21 protein-coding genes are annotated in these 19,215 nt (G+C 34.4%); 19 read left to right on the top strand and 2 right to left on the bottom strand.

Annotated elements, in window-relative coordinates; translation table 11 throughout:
- Window positions 1-4: 4 nt before the first annotated feature.
- The 19 genes from ND812_RS04740 to ND812_RS04650 all read left to right on the top strand — a co-directional run bounded on the left by ND812_RS04740 (window position 5) and on the right by ND812_RS04650 (window position 14,784).
- On the top strand, window positions 5-616 hold the full coding sequence (locus tag ND812_RS04740; RefSeq protein WP_265374491.1) for a hypothetical protein: 612 nt from the start codon (window positions 5-7) through the stop codon (window positions 614-616).
- Window positions 606-992, top strand: coding sequence for a nitrous oxide reductase accessory protein NosL (locus ND812_RS04735; RefSeq protein WP_265374490.1), 387 nt, complete (start codon window positions 606-608; stop codon window positions 990-992). Before ND812_RS04740 ends, ND812_RS04735 begins: the two co-directional genes overlap by 11 nt.
- Window positions 964-2,271: a nitrous oxide reductase family maturation protein NosD gene (locus ND812_RS04730; RefSeq protein WP_407658454.1), complete on the top strand. Its 1,308-nt coding sequence runs from the start codon at window positions 964-966 to the stop codon at window positions 2,269-2,271. The genes ND812_RS04735 and ND812_RS04730 overlap by 29 nt, the downstream gene beginning before the upstream one ends.
- The gene (locus tag ND812_RS04725; RefSeq protein ID WP_265374488.1) at window positions 2,268-2,975 is read left to right on the top strand and encodes an ABC transporter ATP-binding protein; all 708 of its coding nucleotides are present in this window, start codon (window positions 2,268-2,270) and stop codon (window positions 2,973-2,975) included. Before ND812_RS04730 ends, ND812_RS04725 begins: the two co-directional genes overlap by 4 nt.
- Window positions 2,972-3,757: an ABC transporter permease subunit gene (locus tag ND812_RS04720; RefSeq protein ID WP_265374487.1), complete on the top strand. Its 786-nt coding sequence runs from the start codon at window positions 2,972-2,974 to the stop codon at window positions 3,755-3,757. Before ND812_RS04725 ends, ND812_RS04720 begins: the two co-directional genes overlap by 4 nt.
- Before the next feature lie 90 nt (window positions 3,758-3,847).
- Window positions 3,848-4,261, top strand: a complete 414-nt coding sequence (locus tag ND812_RS18430; RefSeq protein WP_407658453.1) for an LIC_11090 family protein — start codon at window positions 3,848-3,850, stop codon at window positions 4,259-4,261.
- 104 nt (window positions 4,262-4,365) lie between these two features.
- On the top strand, window positions 4,366-5,151 hold the full coding sequence (locus ND812_RS04710) for a hypothetical protein (protein ID WP_265374485.1): 786 nt from the start codon (window positions 4,366-4,368) through the stop codon (window positions 5,149-5,151).
- Window positions 5,152-5,230: 79 nt separating this feature from the next.
- Window positions 5,231-6,841 carry a copper chaperone PCu(A)C domain-containing protein gene (locus ND812_RS04705; protein WP_265374484.1) on the top strand — a complete coding sequence of 537 codons (1,611 nt, stop codon included), beginning with the start codon at window positions 5,231-5,233 and terminating at the stop codon, window positions 6,839-6,841.
- 152 nt (window positions 6,842-6,993) lie between these two features.
- Window positions 6,994-7,617 carry a GNAT family N-acetyltransferase gene (locus ND812_RS04700; RefSeq protein ID WP_265374483.1) on the top strand — a complete coding sequence of 208 codons (624 nt, stop codon included), beginning with the start codon at window positions 6,994-6,996 and terminating at the stop codon, window positions 7,615-7,617.
- Between the two features lie 14 nt (window positions 7,618-7,631).
- Window positions 7,632-8,390, top strand: coding sequence for a phytanoyl-CoA dioxygenase family protein (locus tag ND812_RS04695; RefSeq protein WP_265374482.1), 759 nt, complete (start codon window positions 7,632-7,634; stop codon window positions 8,388-8,390).
- A gap of 234 nt (window positions 8,391-8,624) precedes the next feature.
- Window positions 8,625-8,924: a PadR family transcriptional regulator gene (locus ND812_RS04690; protein WP_265374481.1), complete on the top strand. Its 300-nt coding sequence runs from the start codon at window positions 8,625-8,627 to the stop codon at window positions 8,922-8,924.
- A gap of 27 nt (window positions 8,925-8,951) precedes the next feature.
- On the top strand, window positions 8,952-10,124 hold the full coding sequence (gene chrA / locus ND812_RS04685; protein WP_265374480.1) for a chromate efflux transporter: 1,173 nt from the start codon (window positions 8,952-8,954) through the stop codon (window positions 10,122-10,124).
- A gap of 83 nt (window positions 10,125-10,207) precedes the next feature.
- Window positions 10,208-10,705, top strand: coding sequence for a DinB family protein (locus ND812_RS04680; RefSeq protein WP_265374479.1), 498 nt, complete (start codon window positions 10,208-10,210; stop codon window positions 10,703-10,705).
- A 1-nt stretch (window position 10,706) separates the two neighbouring features.
- Window positions 10,707-11,123 (top strand): hypothetical protein, encoded by a 417-nt coding sequence (locus ND812_RS04675; protein WP_265374478.1) that lies wholly within the window; start codon window positions 10,707-10,709, stop codon window positions 11,121-11,123.
- Window positions 11,104-11,553, top strand: coding sequence for a GNAT family N-acetyltransferase (locus ND812_RS04670; protein ID WP_265374477.1), 450 nt, complete (start codon window positions 11,104-11,106; stop codon window positions 11,551-11,553). The genes ND812_RS04675 and ND812_RS04670 overlap by 20 nt, the downstream gene beginning before the upstream one ends.
- 28 nt (window positions 11,554-11,581) lie before the next feature.
- Window positions 11,582-12,193: an FMN-binding negative transcriptional regulator gene (locus ND812_RS04665; protein ID WP_265374476.1), complete on the top strand. Its 612-nt coding sequence runs from the start codon at window positions 11,582-11,584 to the stop codon at window positions 12,191-12,193.
- 71 nt (window positions 12,194-12,264) lie between these two features.
- The gene (locus ND812_RS04660; protein WP_265374475.1) at window positions 12,265-13,827 is read left to right on the top strand and encodes an NAD(P)/FAD-dependent oxidoreductase; all 1,563 of its coding nucleotides are present in this window, start codon (window positions 12,265-12,267) and stop codon (window positions 13,825-13,827) included.
- Window positions 13,828-13,876: 49 nt separating this feature from the next.
- On the top strand, window positions 13,877-14,452 hold the full coding sequence (locus ND812_RS04655; RefSeq protein WP_265374474.1) for an LBF_2127 family putative lipoprotein: 576 nt from the start codon (window positions 13,877-13,879) through the stop codon (window positions 14,450-14,452).
- A complete protein-coding gene (locus ND812_RS04650) occupies window positions 14,422-14,784 on the top strand; it encodes a hypothetical protein (protein ID WP_265374473.1) in 363 nt (120 codons plus the stop codon). Before ND812_RS04655 ends, ND812_RS04650 begins: the two co-directional genes overlap by 31 nt.
- Here ND812_RS04650 and ND812_RS04645 read toward each other — a convergent pair.
- Complete coding sequence (locus ND812_RS04645) at window positions 14,781-16,094, bottom strand: TolC family protein (RefSeq protein WP_265374472.1); 1,314 nt, start codon at window positions 16,092-16,094, stop codon at window positions 14,781-14,783. The genes ND812_RS04650 and ND812_RS04645 overlap by 4 nt on opposite strands.
- 53 nt (window positions 16,095-16,147) lie before the next feature.
- Window positions 16,148-19,213 carry an ATP-binding cassette domain-containing protein gene (locus tag ND812_RS04640; protein WP_265374471.1) on the bottom strand — a complete coding sequence of 1,022 codons (3,066 nt, stop codon included), beginning with the start codon at window positions 19,211-19,213 and terminating at the stop codon, window positions 16,148-16,150.
- Between the last annotated feature and the right edge of the window lie 2 nt (window positions 19,214-19,215).

The raw sequence follows: 19,215 nt of genomic DNA, 5'->3' as shown, positions 1-19,215 counted from the left end.
CAATATGAAAGATTTACTTTTCCAAACGTTAAGTAAAAAAAACCGACTCCTAATCTTAGGGGTCGGTTTATTCCTCGTGTTGGTCTATTTTATCCCAATCTGGGCTATCTCTATTTCAGCACCTCAATACCCTGAGGGACTTGGAATGCAAATATGGATCAATCAGATCACTGGCGCAACTCCGTATGATTTAAAAAATATCAATTTGTTAAATCACTACATCGGTATGAAAGAAATCATTTCAGAATCAATCCCTGAACTTCTTTTTATGCCTTATGTTTTAGCATATTTGATTATTGGTGCCTTTATCACAGAATTAGTTCCGAAAGTTGGAATGGCAATTCTTGGTATCATCAATCTAGTCATCGTTGGGCTCGTTGGTTTGTTTGATTTTTGGAGATGGGAGTACAATTATGGACACAACTTAAATCCAGATGCTCCTATCATCATTGAAGGAATGGCTTACCAACCTCCACTTCTTGGTTGTAAAGTGATGTTGAATATCACTGCTTGTAGTTATCCTTCTTATGGTGGTATGATTTTGGCATCTAGTCTCGTCTTACTTGTCTATATCCTATGGGATGAAAAACGAAGGAAAAAATCAAATGTGGTTTAAACATCATAAACTCATTTTTTTCACACTCACAGTTGTTCTTTGCAACTGTGGGGAGGTGAAACCAGAAGCTCTTACTATAGGAGAAAAAAAATGTGACCATTGCTCCATGTCCATCGTTGATATGAGATTTCATACGCAACTTATCACTTATAAAGGCAAACGATATCATTTTGATGCAATAGAATGTGCAGATCAATTTATAAACCAAAAACAAATGAAACCAAAACAGATTTGGGTTTCAAATTATTTACAATCAAACGAATTTATACCGAAAGAAAACGCAATCATCATCCAAACCAATAAAATTCGATCTCCTATGGGCGGGGGATTAGCCGCTTTTAAATCTCATGAAGACACAATCCCTTTTCAAAATTAATGGGTGTAGCTTTTTCTCTAGTAAGATACCAAACCAATTGAAATACAATTTTCTTATAATCATACTCTTCTTCATTCATTTATTTCCTTCATCGATCGTTGGAAAAAATATCACAGTTTGCAAAACATGCCAAGTATCCTCTCTCAAACAGGCGATTCAAATTGCGAGTGAAGGCGATACAATCCAAATTCAAAAAGGCATTTACCAAGAAGGATTCATTCCCATCGCAAAATCAATTTCGATAATTGGTGAACCAGGTGTCATCATAGATGGTTTAAAAGAAAAACATGTGTTCGGAATCTATCATGATTTTGTTAAACTTCAAAACTTAAAGATCGTTGGAAGTGGAATCTCTGATTTAGCTGAATATGCAGGTGTGTATGCAGAAAAAGTAAAACATTGTTATTTCGAAAATTTGGAATTGGAAGACAATGTATATGGTTTTTATCTTTCTGAATCATCAGAGTGTCTCATTCAAAATAGTTCTTCCATTGGAAATGCAGAAAACGAAGTTTTGGGAGGAAATGGAATTCATTTGTGGTCATCCCATAACAATCAAATTATCGGAAATCACTTAGAAAAACATAGAGATGGAATTTATCTAGAATTTTCTGAACATCTAAAAATTGAGAACAATGAATCGAAAGAAAATATCAGATATGGAATGCATTTTATGTTTTCCAGTGAAAATCGTTTTACAAATAATATTTTCAAAAACAATTCCGCTGGTGTTGCAGTTATGTATAGCAAAAGAATACTAATGGAAAAAAACCAATTTATCGAGAATTGGGGTGAAAGTTCGAATGGAATTTTGTTAAAAGATATGACTGAAAGTGTATTATCAGAAAATTTATTCCAAGGAAATACGATTGCAGTATTTGCAGATGGCATTACAAAAATAGAATTCCTAAAAAATAATTTCATCGATAACGGATGGGGAATTAAAATTTTAGGGAATACTGATCATAACAAAATTCAAGATAATAATTTCATTCAAAATGTTTTTGATATTAGTACGAATACAAAATCAACAACCAATGTATTTTTAAATAACTATTGGGATCACTATGAAGGATACGATTTAAATTTAGACCAATATGGAGATGTTCCTCATAAAACAATACACTTCTTTGGTTATTGGATTGCCGTTTATCCTTTTCTCATGATACTGTATGAATCACCTGTTGTCTTATTCCTGCAAGGGATCGAAAAAGCATTTCCCATCGTTACGCCCATTGAGTTTGAAGACAAACAACCAAGAATGAAGGTTAGAATATGATAACAGTGAATGATTTATATATCAGTTACGGATCTAATTCATTTGCAGTGAAAGATGTAAACTTTTCCGTAGAATCAGGAAACATTGTATCCATCATTGGTCCAAATGGTTCTGGAAAAAGTTCTCTTATTAAAGGTATTCTAGGACTTGTCCGTCCGAATAAAGGTTCCATACAATTTAATGGGAAAGAAGAAAATTCGTATACAATCGGTTATATGCCACAAACTCCTCGATTCCCAACGAATATCAAAGTGAAAGAACTCATTTCATTTTTTAAGAAATTAGAATCAGTTGATGAAACGAGATTTGATAAATTATTCAATTTACTTGATTTAAAACACCATCAAGAGAAAAAAATCGGAAACCTCTCTGGTGGAACCAAACAAAAAATCAGTATTTTACAATGTTTTTCAAAACAAAAAGACTTATATGTGATAGATGAACCAACTGCAAGTTTGGATCCATACATTTCACATTTATTAAAAAATCTTTTGATCGAACAAAAAAACCAAGGATCACTTGTATTATTTTCCACCCATATTCTATCCGAATTACAAGAATTAGCAGATCGATTTCTATTATTATCTGAGGGTTCGATATTAATTGATGATACACCTAAAAATTTCCTAGAAAAAAACAACAAAGTGACAATGGACGAAGCTTTGATGCATTTCTGGAATGAGGAATACAAAACCAAAGTATGAAAGAAATATTACTTTTCGAAATCAAAGAGAACATCCGAAGCAGATGGATTTTCATTTATTCCGGACTCTTAGCCTTTGTCATGATAGTATTGAGTTTTTTTGGAGACCAAAATGGCATCCGATTACTAGTGAGCACAATGAACTTAACTCTAATTGTGATTCCACTGTATTCCATTACCTTTTCTGGAATGACATTCTTAGAATCGATGCCATTTTCTGAAGTGTTATTGTCAAAATCTGTAACACGTAAGTCCTTATTCTTTGGAAAATTTTTTGGAATTACAACTTCTTTATCCATCGGACTTTTACTTGGACTCGGAATCCCTGGTTTCTTTTTATTTATGAGTGATGCTAAATTTCTTTTTTTATTTTTGGAACTATTGATTTTTGGAATCTTTTTAACTAATATTTTTGTAGCATTAGCTTTTTTAACCTCGTCTTTTATCAGAAGAGGTGAAATCGTACTCACCATTTCTTTGTTAGTATGGTTGTATTTCTTTATCTTCTTTGATGCTATCGTGTTTATGTTGAGTTTGTATCTTGGTGACTATCCAATTGAAATTCCATCACTGATCATTATCTTACTAAATCCAATTGATTTGGTAAGGATTTTCATCCTATTACAAACCAGTGCGGCAGCCTTACTTGGTTTTTCAGGGGCCATTTTACTCAAAACTTTAGGAATGGCAGGTGTTCTTTTGATCACCATATTGTTCCTTTCGTTATGGGTGAGTATTCCTCTCTTAATCTCTTATTTAAGATTTCAAAAAAGAAATTTTTAGAAAAGATCTCATTCTAACTTCCTATATTTTTTAGAAACTTGATTTAGATCATGGAAGGATTTGTTTTTTTAATGCAAACTAAGTCCAACCATGAGGAAATGTTGGATCACTATCATAACGATGTTAGTCTTGGTTCCATTTTTAGGAAAAATCCTTTTTTTGGAATCAGGACTCTTTGCACAGTCGTTGTACCAATTATCAATGGTCTGTCATTGTAACCATAACTCTGAGTCGGAAGTTCACCATGATTCACAATCCACTCCTAAAAAAAGAATGACCTGTCATTTGAAAAAGACTTCCGGTACTCATACTTGCACGTGCTCCAAGAAAAAAATGGCCACAAAAATCATTCAATCCCAATCAATGAATCCGAGTTATGTGAATTCTATCAAATTTCAAAACCGAATTCGATTTGATTTACTGCCCATTGAATCTTCTTTCTCTTCAAACTTACCTCTTGGTTATAGCCACCTTCCTGACAAACCACCTAGACATTTGACTTAATTAAACTTAAGTCATTCATTCACTCAATTCATGACTGAATGTAAAACAAGTCACTTGGAATCCATTACCAATGGAACCTTGGATCAATCTAGTAAGGTAATTTTATGTTCTCAAAAACAATTCAAATTTGTATCATCAGTTTATTCCTAATTCAATGTAGTCTCACTTCAGACAAAGCAGGTATCGAAACAACGAACCTTTTGTCTCTTCTTGCTGCATCAAACCTAAATCCCAATTGTGGAATCACTCAATCACAAGTAATTCCAAGTAACCTAACCCAAGTAGAAAGTAAACCAAGGGTAAAGTACAATATCTCAGATTGTAATGACGTTGGTTTTGCCAATTTGGGGCTAACCCAAACAGGAATCACAAAAGGGGCAAGTGGTTCTTCTTCGAGCTCTGTTTTATCAACAACGACAGATGTAATGTTGGCAACTAACAAAGGAGGAACCAATATAGAAGTAACATTCACTTTGAATTCTGCATCAAGCTCAATCGATGTCATCGCATATGGAAGTGGCGCACCAACATCAGGTCCCACATATCGTTTGCTTGCTGGTGCACAAACACAATATAAAAATGCAGCAGGTGTTTATGGGAATACGGGAAAAGGAGGTTCGGTCTCTGCTCCTATTCCAAATGTTGGAACAAACTACACGTATTGTTTAGATTTCCAATACACTTCTGGTGGTTCTCGATTTCTCAATGGATTTAATAAACCATGTGCTGAATTAACAACCACTGAAAGAGGATCCATGTCTTATTATCCCATCATGCAAATGATGAATGTTCCAACTTACACTGGTGGAAACTCACTAGGTTTTGTATTAAATGGAGCGACAATCACTTCATTTACAATTGGATCCATCGTATCCAATACAGAAATGTAAACCGCTCTCCAAACACTCGTCATACTAACGGAAAGATATTCGTTAGTGTGACTTTTTTGGAAAAGGAAAATGTAATTTTATGAAACTTAAAAAAATTCTCATCATCATATCTATACTGATTTTTTCACCACTCATGGCAAAGGAGATTAACATCACCAATGCTTATTTAAAGTATACGAATGGATCAAATTCTGCAATTTATCTTACGATATCCAATGTTTCAAATAAAGATATAAAACTTATCCAATCCATTTCTGAAGTCGCAAATCGAGTTGAATTGTATGACATGCAAAAAAGTGAATATGGCAAAAAGATGGTTCCAGTCTCTGAGATTCCAATTCCTAAAAAAACAACTGTCACCTTATCATCCCAAGGATTTCACATAATGGTATTTGGAATCAAATCTCCACTGAAATTAAAAGAAATGATTCCATTACGATTGGTTTTTAATGATGGTTCCGAAATTGAAATACAAGTTCCAGTTGAAACATCTTCACCAAATCTTACCTCAATCAAAAATCCATCCTTAACAAAAGATCAGATTCCAAAACCTTCAAGTGTCACAGAAGAGGAAACCGAGGACCATCAATTCATAAACAAAGTTGAGAACGAAGAAGAAGACCATTCCCATCACGACGAACATGGAAATGGTGATCATCATTCTCACAATCGTGCTGATATGATTGGACCTGCAGGAATCATGAACCCACACATCCATGAAAAAGGCAAATGGATGATCGATTATCGCTATATGGGTATGAAGATGTGGGGGTTACAATCTGGAACGAAAGGGTTATCTGATTTCGGTACATTATATTTTCCTTATACAGATCCAACGGTAGCAATGCCAACAGGAAGTTTGATTACAAGTTCTCCTATTGGAACAACGATTCCCATATTATCGCAGAACAAATACAATTATATGTCTGTACCAACAGATATGGTGATGGAAATGAATATGGCAAGTGTTATGACATCGATCTCGGACAGATGGATGATTATGTTCATGGTGCCCGTTGTCAAAAATCGAATGACGATGTTATCAAGTAATTTTGATCGCGCCCCTATGAGTTCAGCAGGTATCGGCGATGTTAGTGTAAGTGCCGCTTACAGGCTTATCAAAACAGACCATCAAAACTTTTTTACAGGAATGGGGATGTCTTTGCCCACTGGATCCATCGATGAACGAGATAATATGCCAATGATGGGAAAACAAAAAGTTCCTTACAATATGCAACCAGGTACAGGAACTTACAATTTACTACCTCAACTTTCCTACAATGGACAATATAACCGATTTTCTTGGGGAGTTTTATCACAAGCAAATTTGCGTATGGGAAAAAATGATAACAATTATAAGTTTGGGAATCGTTATGAAATATCAAGTTGGATATCGTATCTATTATTTGATTCGATGTCTTTTTCATTTCGAGTGGCAAAACAAAGATGGCTCAATTTACAAGGATTAGATGCTACACTTGACCCTAAAATGGATCCTCAAAATGATCCTTATAGACAAGGTGGAATGAGGAGTGATTGGTATGTTGGACTCAATTTCCTTGTCACCAAAGGAATGTTATCTGGCATTCGATTTGGATTCGAATACGGACGGCCATTCCATCAAAATTTAAATGGACCACAATTGGCAACACGAGAACTGTTCAATGTGTTTGCTTCCTATAGTTTTTAAAATTGTTTTACAAATTTTGGGGCGCACATCTCCGGCTTTACGCTCCAATCTTTGTTTACACAAAGGATTTCCGCTACAATCCGGGGCGCACCCATTCGAATCCAATAAATTTTCGTTGTGTATACAAGCCAATAACAATTACAACTTCAATTATGCCATCCCAAGAGACTCCAAAACCAGTTACCATCCGCAATGCTAAACCTGAAGATAACAATCATATCGTCCCTCTCATCCATTCCTCAGGACCACTTGCATGGAATTTTGTATTCCAAGAAGGTAACCTAACTGCATTTGATTTTTTAAATACCGCTTACCCAAAAAAAGGAAACACTGTCTCGTATACAAATCACTTTGTCGCTGAAAAAGAGGGACAAGTGGTTGGATCCATCTTACAATATACCCAACCAAGTTTTTTATTTCTCACAATCGGTACAGCATTACAAATTCTATTGTTATACAAATGGAAAGCACCAAAGGTAATGGCACGAGGTTTAAAAACAGAAACAGTCATCCAACCACCTAAATCAAAATGTTTGTATTTAGGTCATATTGCTGTTTTAGAATCACATCGAAACCAAGGGATCGCCAAACAACTCATCGAGTTTATGATCCTTAAAAATCCAGGATACAAAACAATCGCTTTAGATGTTTCTGCAGAAAATCCTTCTGCGATTGGCCTCTATCAAAAATTAGGATTTGTTATCAAAGAAACAAGGCATCCGAAAGGTTGGGAAGGTAAAATTCCATCTCATTACTATATGGAAAAAGAAGTGTGAATAGGAATTTCCTTTTGGAAACAAACTCGGAATTAGAATCAGAAATAAAAGAAAATGGTTATTTTCTCTTAAAGGATTTTTTTCCAAAAGATACCATTATTCAAATCAAAGGTATCCTCGATAAGGCAAATGGTGAATGGAAAAAACATAACTCCAATCCCAATACAATCAATAGTGCTTACCTTACTTCCACAAAATTTTTACCGTATGAAAAAGAACGAGACCAACTATTTCAATTCATCGCATCCATACCTATAATAAAGATTTGTAAGACTCTGTTTATATCCGATTTTTATTTTCTCAATACGCAGATTTTTTTTAATCCCATTGATTTAAACCAAAGACCTTATTGGCATCGTGATATCCAATATATGGGAATCTCTGAGGAAGAACAAAAATCAAAAATCCTAAAAGATTTTGTTTGGCACTTTCGTATTCCATTAGAAGAAGATCCTGGAATTTGGATTGTCCCTGGCTCTCACAATCGATGGGATACAGAAGAAGAAAGAAACATTCGTTTGGAACTTGGAAGTCATCAAAATGATGAACCTATCAAAAATGCAATTCTCATCCCTCATCAACCAGGCGATCTATTTGTTTTTTCTGCTCATCTATTACACAAAGGTGAATACGGGAAAAATCGATTTTCGTTTGATATTCTATTCACGAATTTTCCTGAATCAAAAGATGTGGTAGAGAATTGGGATCACTTTCCCAACTGGGAATTCAGTTCCTTAACACCATCACAAAGAAAGATGTTTATAACGAAGTAAATCTGCTTCTTATTCCAATCCAACCTCTTTGCGCCAGCGACTGTAGTGGAAATCCTTTCCGGAACGGAAAGATTGGAACGGAAGGCGCGGTCGGTTTAGAATTGGTTTCGATTCCAAATCCATTTCGAGGCGCCCCACTTCTCTTTGTAACAATCTCAAATTGGATTCATTCTATCTAAAAGGTAAACATTTTTCATTTGACTATCAATTTACGATATCGTAATTTGATTTTGAATGCGAATTAATGAATTTTTTTCCAGTTTTATCAAAATTCATATTTTACACCACTGTTTAAACCAAGAAATTTACGGTGTTTGGATGATGGAAGAATTGCGAGAACATGGTTATAAAATTAGTCCAGGTTCTTTGTATCCACTTTTAAAACACCTAGAAGAAAAAGGACTCATTCGTTCCCGCATTGAACAATCGGGTAAGGTAAAACGTAAATTCTATCGTATCACACCAAAAGGTAAAAAAGAACTTACTTCCGCAAAAATAAAACTCAAAGAATTGATTGGTGAAATACTTAATTAAATGGAAACAAAATAAAATAGGACAAATATGAAACTATTACAAATTTTCTTCACTGCGCTCAAACTCGGATGTACTTCGTTTGGTGGTCCCATTGCCCATTTGAGTTACTTCCATGATGAATACGTGACCAAAAAAAAATGGATCAGTGCTCATGCATATACTGACTTAGTCGCCTTATGCCAATTTTTACCAGGACCAGCCAGTAGCCAGGTGGGCATGGCAATTGGACATTCTCGTGCTGGGATATTGGGCGCTATCCTTTCTTGGATTGGATTTACATTACCTTCTTTTTTGATTCTGGTATTGTTTGGTCTAGGTTTAGGGACAATTGATGTTTCAAATCATAAACACTGGTTACATGGGTTAAAAGTTGTAGCTGTGGCTGTAGTAGCGCAAGCGATCCTAGGAATGGGGAAAAAACTTTGTCCGGATAAAGAGAGGTTAACTATTGCCATCATAACATGTGTTATATTATTACTCTATAGTTCAGCAGTTTTACAAATCTCACTTCTGATTTTCTCTGGCTTGTTTGGAGTTTATTTTCTCAAATCAAATGAAACATTACCACACGAACCGATCCAAACTGGCAAAAAGTTGATTGGTTTCCTATTTTTATCACTCTTTTTTATTTTTCTATTCCTATTTCCACTTTTACGAAATGTTTCAAATACAACAGAGGTTCAGTATCTTGATAGCTTTTATCGCGCAGGAGCACTTGTGTTTGGAGGTGGACATGTTGTACTGCCTTTATTACAAGCGGAAGTTGTCCCAACTGGATGGGTGAGTAATGATTTATTTATGGCAGGCTATGGGTTATCAAATGCAATCCCTGGACCTTTATTCGCATTTAGTGGTTATTTAGGAGCTGTATCATCAATATCACCAAACGGATGGTATGGGGCTATCATTTGTTTGGTGGCAGCATTCCTTCCTTCATTTTTACTCATTGTGGGAGCTTTACCTTTTTGGGAACAATTGCGAGAAAATCTATGGATCCGAAAGGTTATGTTAGGGATCAATGCATCCGTTGTGGGAATCTTACTAGCAGCCTTTTACAATCCAGTTTGGACAAGCGCAGTGTATGCACCAAAAGACTTTGCACTTGTGGTTGTGGGATTTTTACTTTTGGAGTTTTGGAAATTTCCTTCCTGGTTAGTGGTCATCGCTACAGTCGCAGTTAGTTTTATTATTTACCGTTAGGATTGTTGTCGAATCCGTAACCAAAAGAAACAAAATATAAATTTCTCATTGTCTCCTAAAATAATAATGAAAATTCTTTCTTTATGAAAGATTTTTTCCTTCGGAACAATGATTACCACCTTTGGGCTACAAATCTTCTCTACCATTCCATCGAAAAGTTATCCGATGATGAATACAAAAAAGATGTTGGTTTGTTTTTTAAGTCAATCCATGGAACACTCAATCACTTGTTAGTTGTCGAAAAAGTATGGTTCTCAAGACTCTCTGGTGAAGTTTATGTTCCAACATCGCTTGGCGAAGAATTGGAAACAAATAAGGACAAGCTAAAAGAACAACTCCAAATTCATATTGGAAAGTGGAATGGTTGGATTCAGAATTTCGATGATTCAAGCTGGCAAAATGTCTTTCGTTACAAAACCATGCGAGGATTCGAAGCCGAACTATTGTACTGTGATGTTGTTCAACATAATATGAATCATAGAACCCACCATCGGGGACAAATCACAGCTGCCATCACACATTTAGGTGGTATCGCTCCAGAAATAGATTATGTTTATTATTTGCAATCATTAGGAAAATGAAATGTGGAACCCATCTAAGAAAACAAGAACCATCACAAGTAAAATCTTATTTGTAATTTTCTCCTTGGCATCACTCTTTCATATATTTGCGTTATTACAGATAATTCCTTACCAATACCTTTGGGGAGGAAGACTTCAGTCGATCGAAGAGATGTATCTAATGGAAAGCATATCATTGATTGCTAATGTTTTTTTTGTGTATTGTAGTTATTTATACCTACAATACATGAACAATGGTTTGGTTCCGATATGGATCCGTATCATATTCGGATTTATCTCCGCTGTATTTTTTATGAATACAATCGGGAATATAGTTGCCGTTACAAATTTAGAAACTTTACTGGCTACACCTATCACTGCCGTTTTATCAGTGATTAGCTTCACATTGGTATTAAAATATGAAAATCAGACAAGCTAACTATCAAGACATTTCCAAACTCGCAGAACTATTCGATTTATATCGTCAGTTTTATGGCCAAAAAAGTAATTTAGCAGGTGCTTCACGGTATTTACTAGACAGAATGGAACACGGACAATCAGTTCTATTTCTAGCAGAAGACCCAAATACTGGAAATTTTTTAGGGTTCACTCAATTGTATCCCGTTTTTTCCTCCATTTCGATGCAACGTTCATACATTCTAAATGATTTATATGTTAAATCTGAAAATAGAAAACAAGGAATCGCCAAACTGTTGATCAATGAAGCAAAATCTTTCACAAATTCATTCCAAGGAAAAGGCTTAGAATTATCAACATCGATTCACAATAAAGAAGCTAGATCCTTATATGAAAAAGAAGGATTTGTAGAGGAAACGGAATTTTTATCCTATTTCTGGAAATCAAATTAAAGAAACTATTCTAGAGAGGTAAACTGTGATGTACATTCCCGAACATTTTCGAATGGATCCTTCTTCCATACTTGATTTTGTAAAAGAAAATGCATTTGCAATACTCGTCTCAAATCTTGATGGGAAGATGGAAGCGACTCATTTACCTCTGTTGCTTTCTGAAGACCAAAAGTTTCTGATTGGACATTTTGCAAAACCAAATCCTCTGAAACATTCTCTAAGCCAAGAGGTCCTTTGTCTATTTTCTGGTCCTCATTCTTACATCTCACCTTCTTGGTATGAAACCAATCATTCCGTTCCTACATGGAATTATACCGCAGTTCATATCAAAGGGATTTTAACTTATATGGAAGATCCTCTAGAAATTCAAAAAAGTTTAAAAACACTCGTAGAGACATTTGAATCTAACGACTCGAGTTACAAACTAAGTGAAGTTGATAAGGATTATTTGATCGGATTACAAAAAGGAATTGTTCCGTTTCGAATTCAAATCACAGAAATGGAAGGAAAAAAGAAGTTAAGCCAAAACCACTCAATGGAACGAAGGTTACGAGTGATTGAGAATCTTGAGAGAATGCCTGGTGAAAATGAAAAAGCGATTGCCAAATTAATGAAACAATCCTTAGATCAGAATTCATAAGAATTGTTCTCTTCAATTTCTGAATTGGATTTCTTTTTCTTGAATCGATCAACTGAGTTTAGTGAAATACATTGAAATTAGAATTAAATGTCCGAGTTACACCTGAGATAGCCTCCAATCCGGATCACCTTTTACAATTTGTATCCAAACAGAATAAAATTCCGAAACAAGAAATCAAACATATTGAATGTACAGCTAGGTCCATTGATGCAAGACAAAAACAAGTTGTGTATCAATTAAGATTAGATGTTTACATCAATGAAGAATTTATACCTTTTCAATATTCCATTCCTGATTTTCAAAATGTAAAACTGGAAGAACCAATCCTCATCATTGGAGCAGGTCCTGCTGGTTTATTTGCCGCCTTGCGTGCATTAGAACTTGGTAAAAAGCCAATCATTCTGGAAAGAGGGAAAAATGTAAAAGATAGAGTTTCTGATCTACGTGGCATCAATGTACACCATGTTGTGAATGAAGATTCTAATTATTGTTTTGGCGAAGGTGGTGCTGGAACTTATTCTGATGGAAAACTTTATACTCGATCCAAAAAAAGGGGTAATATCCGAAAAGTTCTTGAGTATTTAGTTTCATTTGGTGCCACAAAACAAATCTTAGTCGACGCTCATCCTCATATTGGAACAAATAAACTACCCAGAATCATTCAGAGTATAAGAGAATGTATTCTCTCTGCTGGTGGAGAAATCCATTTTCACACAAGAGTCACTGATCTTATCATGAATGGAAATTCGATCACTGGAGTTAAATCGGCAGATGGTCAAAAATGGATGGCAAAAAAAGTCATCATTGCAACGGGTCACTCCGGTCGCGAAATATTTCAGTTATTACATGAGAAGGGAATCGAAATTCATACAAAACCACTTGCCGTAGGTGTTCGAGTGGAACACCCACAAAGTTTAATCGATTCCATCCAGTACCATTGCCAGACAAAGAATCCTATATTACCCGCATCTGAATATTCATTAGTAAAACAAATCAATGGTCGTGGTGTTTATAGTTTTTGTATGTGTCCAGGCGGAGTGATTGCACCATGTGCCACAAAACCAGGAGAAGTAGTCACCAATGGTTGGTCTAGTGCAGAACGTTCTAGACCAACAGCCAATTCAGGAATTGTCGTAGAACTTCGATTAGATGATTTTAAATCTTTTGAATCCTTTGGAGTTTTTTCTGCCTTACAATACCAATCATCGATTGAACAAAAAGCCTTTTCAATCAATGGGGGAACACAAAAAGCACCTGCCCAACGAATGGTCGATTTTACAAAGAACATTGTATCCTCAGATTTACCTAAAACTTCCTATACTCCAGGGCTTGTTTCTGTTTCATTAGCGGAAGTTCTGCCTCCACTCATTGTAGATGCTCTCCAAAAAGGTTTCAAAGAGTTTGATTCTTCTATGAAAGGTTATTTTACGAATGAAGCGATCCTCCATGCTCCTGAAACACGGACATCTTCTCCAATTCAGATTCCGAGAAATCCAGAAACCTTAGAACACATTACGACTCTCGGATTGTATCCTTGTGGTGAAGGTGCAGGGTATGCAGGTGGTATTGTATCAGCTGCCATTGATGGTATGAAATGTGCTGAAGCTGCGCTCACAGGCCAATTCACCAAATAAGAAAATGGATTGATTCCTCAACCAAAGTGATTATTTTATGATTCCAAAAATGAAACAATACTTCGCCCTTATCATCATATCCCTTTTATTCCAATGTTCTGCTGACCTTCGCCAAGTCCCCCCGCCAACCAAAAATGGCAATCTCTCTAGGAATAAAGTAAATTTACCTATAGTCATCGGTAAGTTTGAAATACTATCAGCAGATCGAGGTGTTTACACAGATGCATGGCGAATGGCTTGGAAAGGCCATTTACTATCCTCTGGAATATTCACAAAGGTTTACAATGAATTGGATCCTAATGAAGTTAAAGATTTTTATACAATCGATGTTGAAATGAAAACAAACTTTTCAGACAGATACAATTGGTGGTATACTTGGCCTGCTTTATATCCATTCACTGCGATCTGGCCCATTCAATATCGGTTAGGTGAATATTCGGTCGAATTTCATTACAAACTCTATTTAAACAAAAATTTGCAAAAAGAAGAAACTATCATCAAAAAAGGAAATGCAGAAGAATTTCTCTACGGATTCTTTAAGGTTAGAAACTTTCATAGAATGATCGAAGAAACAAATTTAGAAGCGGTGAATGTATGTTTAAAAAACTTAGAATCTTCACTATAATTCTAACAATCTTATCTTTAGTAGGTTGTGTGAGTATTCCGTTCCATCCTGCAAATCATACAGAAGAATGTAAGGCATACTATTTCCAAACCAAACGACAAGTAACTGAAGTTTTTGATGAAAACACTTTAACTTTAGGACTTGTGGTAACACTATCTCTACTCAATTCAGCAATTTCTCCAATTTTTTTAGCACCAATCCTTACTACACCTTACATTCATTATAAAAACAAAGTCAAATCTGATGAAATATTGAACCAATGGAAAACAGAAAAGTGTGGAATGATTGGTAAAAAAGAAATAATCTCGGAAAGACCACCAATTGGGCTTTAATTATTTAAAAACTTCATCGTATCGCCTAACAAAAGGCCAATCTGAAGTCTTAATTGGATCAAATCATATCGATTTTGGATTTCATTACGCATTACATCCCGAAGTCGCCTATCGACTGTTTGTAATTCAATAATGGATGCCGAACCTGTTTTATATGCTTTTTCCATAATTTGATAATTTTCTTCTGCGATTCTTTTACTTTCACGAGAAATATCATACAATTCAACTAGATTATTGTGTTGTTGGATTAGTTCAAACAAATACAATCCGGTGTTTTCTCTTAAAAATTGAGATTGTGACTTTGCTAGTTTCACTTCAATTTTGGATTTATCAAATTCATTTTTATCTAACCAACGATTGAATAGAGGAAATCGAAATCCAAAATTTCCTCCCACATTCAAATCTGAATTAGATGATCTTGCATAAATACTGTAATCATTTCGACTATAATCGTATACTTGCACAGGATTAGTCCAAGTTCCACTTAGTCCAGAAAAAGATTCACGTGAATTTTGATTGTATATGTTTACAAAAAAATCAGGAACCCATAATTCATTGAAACGAACCTGTTTTTGAATTTCTAAGATTTTGATTTGATTGACTGTTAGAATTAAATCAAAATTCACATCAGATAAATTTCTTTCATATTCAGCTAATGTTGATTCAAGAGGAAGGATTTTGTATTCTCTTTCTGGAATTTGTTTTAAAGTAACATCTTTTAATAGAAATTTTCTTCTAAAAATTGATTGGCTTTTCTGTTGGTCAAGTCTAGATTTAATCGCATTGTATTTATAAAAGAAATAGTCTACTTTTGAGTTTTGAGTTACCAAATAAGATTCTATTCCCTGTTTATAAAGTTTTTGTACAGTTTGAAATTGTTTGTCTGCATCTGATTCATTAGAAAAATCATAATCGTAAAAGGCCAAAAGTTTTAAAGTTTCGGCATACTGAAACGCTTGGTCAAAAAGTTCTTTTTGGTAAAGAGCACGATATTCAAGAAGTAATCGTTCGTATTCCAATTCTAGAATCATATTGGTAAGGATTGTATTACCTTGCTCCATAAAATTCCAGTTTAGATTTAATGTTGTACTCCAACCTTTTCGGTTGTATCCATCTCCTCGAAGTGATTCAAAAAAAGGAGAATGTTCCAAATTCACAGATGGTAAATAACGTAAGTTTCGTGAATCGATATCCACTTTTTTACGTTGGATTTCCATTTCCTTTAATTTTAATTCATACGATTTTTCTCCAACTAACTTTGGTAAGTCATAAAAACTCACCACCTCTGCCAAAAGGTGTGAATTTGACATAATTAGTAGGATGATAAAACTAAGAATTTTCCGAAAATTTGTCACTAATTGAATTATCGGATCGCTTCTTGTTTGGAATGAAGTAATTGGTAAATTCCACCTTTGGAAAGTAACTCTTTGTGATTCCCTTTCGAATCCAATTTTCCACGTTCTAAAACAAAAATTTGGTCATAATTTCTGATGGTATCCAACCGATGAGCAACCGTAATGATCGTAGAATTTGCAAAAACAGAATTGATATGTGACAAAATACGTGATTCCGTCTCTTTATCAAGAGAAGATGTTGGTTCATCTAATAAAATCAAATTAGGCCTTTGTAAAAATAATCTTGCTAAAGATATTCTTTGTTTTTGGCCACCTGAGAATAAAAAACCTCGGTCAGAAAATTCAGTATCATATCCCAAAGGTAATTTTACAATATCATCATGGATGCAGGCAAGTTTTGCGGCTTCAACCACTTCGCTAAGTGTTGCCTCTGGTTTTGTGATGGATATATTCTCTCGAACCGTTCCTGAAATGAATGGATTTTCTTGGAAACATACACCAATTTTGGTTCGTAAGCTTGGTAACCAAATTTCATTTAATGGAATTTCATCTATTAAAATCTCACCTTGGGTTGGATTATATAATCCTAACAATAATTTTATAATTGTTGATTTGCCACTACCACTACGACCAACAAAGGCTACTTTTTTTCCAGGTTGAATTTTGAGTGATAAATTACGAATTCCTGATTCTGGTTTTTGGCTGTCATAAGCGAAAAAAAGATTTTTGAATTCAATATTACCTTTTACCTCAGGTAAATCAACTTTGAATAAGTTGTCCTTATCAGAGATTTCACTATCCAAGGATTCAAAACTTCTGAGACGATTCCAAGCTACATTTGCTTTTTGAAACTTCAAAAAATCTTCATATAATGATATCAATGGCGTTCGGATATATGTGATCAATCCAACAATGGCATATAAAGTTCCCAAGGTCATTTGGTCATGTAAAATCAACAAACTTCCAACCAATAAAACGATAACTATCGTTATCTGCTTAAAAAACTCTGTATTCGCTGAAAGTAAATTGGAGTAAAATAGTTTTTTACCTTCGGAATTTAATTGAGCTGTTAGTCTTTTCTCAAAATCCCATCTGTGTGAATATGTTGCTCCTAAATTTTTTATCGTTTCAAATCCATTGATTGATTCGATAAAATAACTTAAAGTTTCTGCTCTTTTTAATGATTCCTTTTTTGTTTCTTCAATGATTTTGGGTGATAAAAAACGTAAGACCAAAATTTCTGGTATGATAAATAACATGATGATGGCTAATAACACTGGAGATAAAAAAAGGAATATAACGAAAACCAATGAACTAAAAATCAGATCAAAGATTTTCATAGCACCTTGGTCTGAAAAAAATAAAATAACCGATTCAATTTCTTCCCAACGATTCAGAATTTCACCCTTTCTATTTCTTTCAAAAAATGAAATCGGAAGTGAAATTAATTTAACCAAGAATCGTATAGCGATTGTTTGATTCACTCGATTACTTGTAAAAAATATTACGTTCGATCGAAAATACCCTAAAAAAGACTGTGTCAAACTTAATACAACTACTGACACAATAACTGGTAAGAAAAAATCCCGACTCTCCTGTAATAAGACAGCATCGATCAAGTATAAGTTGACTAAAGGAATAAAAACCTCAAGTCCCTTCAAAATAAAACTAGCAAGTATACCTGCTTTTAAATATTGAATCGCTGGTAAAAAGTACTCACTGATTCCGCTAAAAAAACGATTTTTCCATTCCCATGATGAACTTGGAATGACTTTGGGAACAAAATAAATCACAATGTCCGATGATTTTTTCTCCCATTCCTTTCGATTAAGAACAAGTTCGCCCATCTCTGGATCAAGAATTGTAACACTCTTTTCTCCAATATGTTTTACAATGACATACTTTGAATTTTCTAAATAGGAAATTGTTGGAATTGAATTAATTTCCGATTCATGTTCCCTCCAGTTAACAAAATAACAATTACCCTTTTCTTCACCAAAACATTGTTTCCAATGGTAAGGCAAAATATCTGGATCAAAATCTGGAAACATTGGGTCAGAGTCATATTCAGCAAATGAATAACCCCAATACTTTAGAATCATCTTGCGACATACATCACCTGATTGAAATTTTCCTTCTTGGAATAAAAATGGAAAAGAAATCTGATTCCGAATTGGTGGAGAAAATTTTAATTTAGGTAAAAAATGAAAGGTATCTTCTTCATAAACATTCGTTTGTTCAAAATCATCTTCATTAGATTTTTCACCTAAATTAAGTTTCCTTTCACTCATGATCGAGCGAATTGTGATTAGCAAACTTTCGGATTTTTTGAAGAATTGTTCGGCACTTTTAGAAGATAATTCATAAACGAAACTATCTTCCACTGCAGTTACTGTAGCATTCCTTACTTTTTTTTCAAGAACACCCATTTCACCGAGGACAGATCCCGCTTCAACAAATGAAAAATAATCCTTTTGCCAAGTTGATTTTGTAACTTTAAATTTCCCTGACTTGATAAAAAATAACGATGAACTTTTTGAACCTTCTTTGATCAAAACCTGGCCAGAATTTATTTTTCTTTTGATTAATAATTTAGAAAGTTCTTGGATTTCAGAATTAGATAATTTTCGAAAATAAGGATGAATTCTAAGCTCATCTCTTAATTGTACATTCTCTTTATATTCATCCCAAATTCGTTTTCGATCTTTATCAGAATTGATAAACTTCAAAAAGGATGAAGCTGAAAGTGTTAAAACTTTGGAATTTTCTTCAATGTAGTATAATTGTTTTCCAAGGGAATCTGAGGTGAATTCAGAAATCCCATAAAGGGATTCTTCCTTTAATGTTTTAATCAATAACTCATTCTGATTGATTTTTAATTTGATTTGAATTCTTCCCGTTTCTAACAATAAAATGGGAGTTGGATCGTTTTCATTTCCTCCGATTTTGTCACCAGCAACTAATGATCTAAATTCAAAAAGTAAAATTATTTTCTTCTGATCGGAAGAAGAAAGTTGAGATAAAAAACTATCTTCTTTTACTAAATCTGAAATATCTTTGAAATTTCGTTTCAAAT

Origin of the sequence: Leptospira limi, from assembly GCF_026151395.1 — a bacterium.
Classification (GTDB): domain Bacteria; phylum Spirochaetota; class Leptospiria; order Leptospirales; family Leptospiraceae; genus Leptospira_A; species Leptospira_A limi.
Note: the sequence above shows the minus strand (reverse complement) of the source record. Positions and strands in the feature narration are given on the sequence as shown.

What these genes read in the sequence shown, in the direction of transcription:
- ND812_RS04740 (WP_265374491.1), top strand. Translation starts at nt 5, where the DNA reads ATGAAAGATTTACTTTTCCAAACGTTAAGTAAAAAAAACCGACTCCTA.
- ND812_RS04735 (WP_265374490.1), top strand. Translation starts at nt 606, where the DNA reads ATGTGGTTTAAACATCATAAACTCATTTTTTTCACACTCACAGTTGTT.
- ND812_RS04730 (WP_407658454.1), top strand. Translation starts at nt 964, where the DNA reads ATGAAGACACAATCCCTTTTCAAAATTAATGGGTGTAGCTTTTTCTCT.
- ND812_RS04725 (WP_265374488.1), top strand. Translation starts at nt 2,268, where the DNA reads ATGATAACAGTGAATGATTTATATATCAGTTACGGATCTAATTCATTT.
- ND812_RS04720 (WP_265374487.1), top strand. Translation starts at nt 2,972, where the DNA reads ATGAAAGAAATATTACTTTTCGAAATCAAAGAGAACATCCGAAGCAGA.
- ND812_RS18430 (WP_407658453.1), top strand. Translation starts at nt 3,848, where the DNA reads ATGAGGAAATGTTGGATCACTATCATAACGATGTTAGTCTTGGTTCCA.
- ND812_RS04710 (WP_265374485.1), top strand. Translation starts at nt 4,366, where the DNA reads ATGTTCTCAAAAACAATTCAAATTTGTATCATCAGTTTATTCCTAATT.
- ND812_RS04705 (WP_265374484.1), top strand. Translation starts at nt 5,231, where the DNA reads ATGAAACTTAAAAAAATTCTCATCATCATATCTATACTGATTTTTTCA.
- ND812_RS04700 (WP_265374483.1), top strand. Translation starts at nt 6,994, where the DNA reads ATGCCATCCCAAGAGACTCCAAAACCAGTTACCATCCGCAATGCTAAA.
- ND812_RS04690 (WP_265374481.1), top strand. Translation starts at nt 8,625, where the DNA reads ATGCGAATTAATGAATTTTTTTCCAGTTTTATCAAAATTCATATTTTA.
- chrA (WP_265374480.1), top strand. Translation starts at nt 8,952, where the DNA reads ATGAAACTATTACAAATTTTCTTCACTGCGCTCAAACTCGGATGTACT.
- ND812_RS04680 (WP_265374479.1), top strand. Translation starts at nt 10,208, where the DNA reads ATGAAAGATTTTTTCCTTCGGAACAATGATTACCACCTTTGGGCTACA.
- ND812_RS04675 (WP_265374478.1), top strand. Translation starts at nt 10,707, where the DNA reads ATGTGGAACCCATCTAAGAAAACAAGAACCATCACAAGTAAAATCTTA.
- ND812_RS04670 (WP_265374477.1), top strand. Translation starts at nt 11,104, where the DNA reads ATGAAAATCAGACAAGCTAACTATCAAGACATTTCCAAACTCGCAGAA.
- ND812_RS04665 (WP_265374476.1), top strand. Translation starts at nt 11,582, where the DNA reads ATGTACATTCCCGAACATTTTCGAATGGATCCTTCTTCCATACTTGAT.
- ND812_RS04655 (WP_265374474.1), top strand. Translation starts at nt 13,877, where the DNA reads ATGAAACAATACTTCGCCCTTATCATCATATCCCTTTTATTCCAATGT.
- ND812_RS04650 (WP_265374473.1), top strand. Translation starts at nt 14,422, where the DNA reads ATGTTTAAAAAACTTAGAATCTTCACTATAATTCTAACAATCTTATCT.
- ND812_RS04645 (WP_265374472.1), bottom strand. Translation starts at nt 16,094, where the DNA reads ATGTCAAATTCACACCTTTTGGCAGAGGTGGTGAGTTTTTATGACTTA.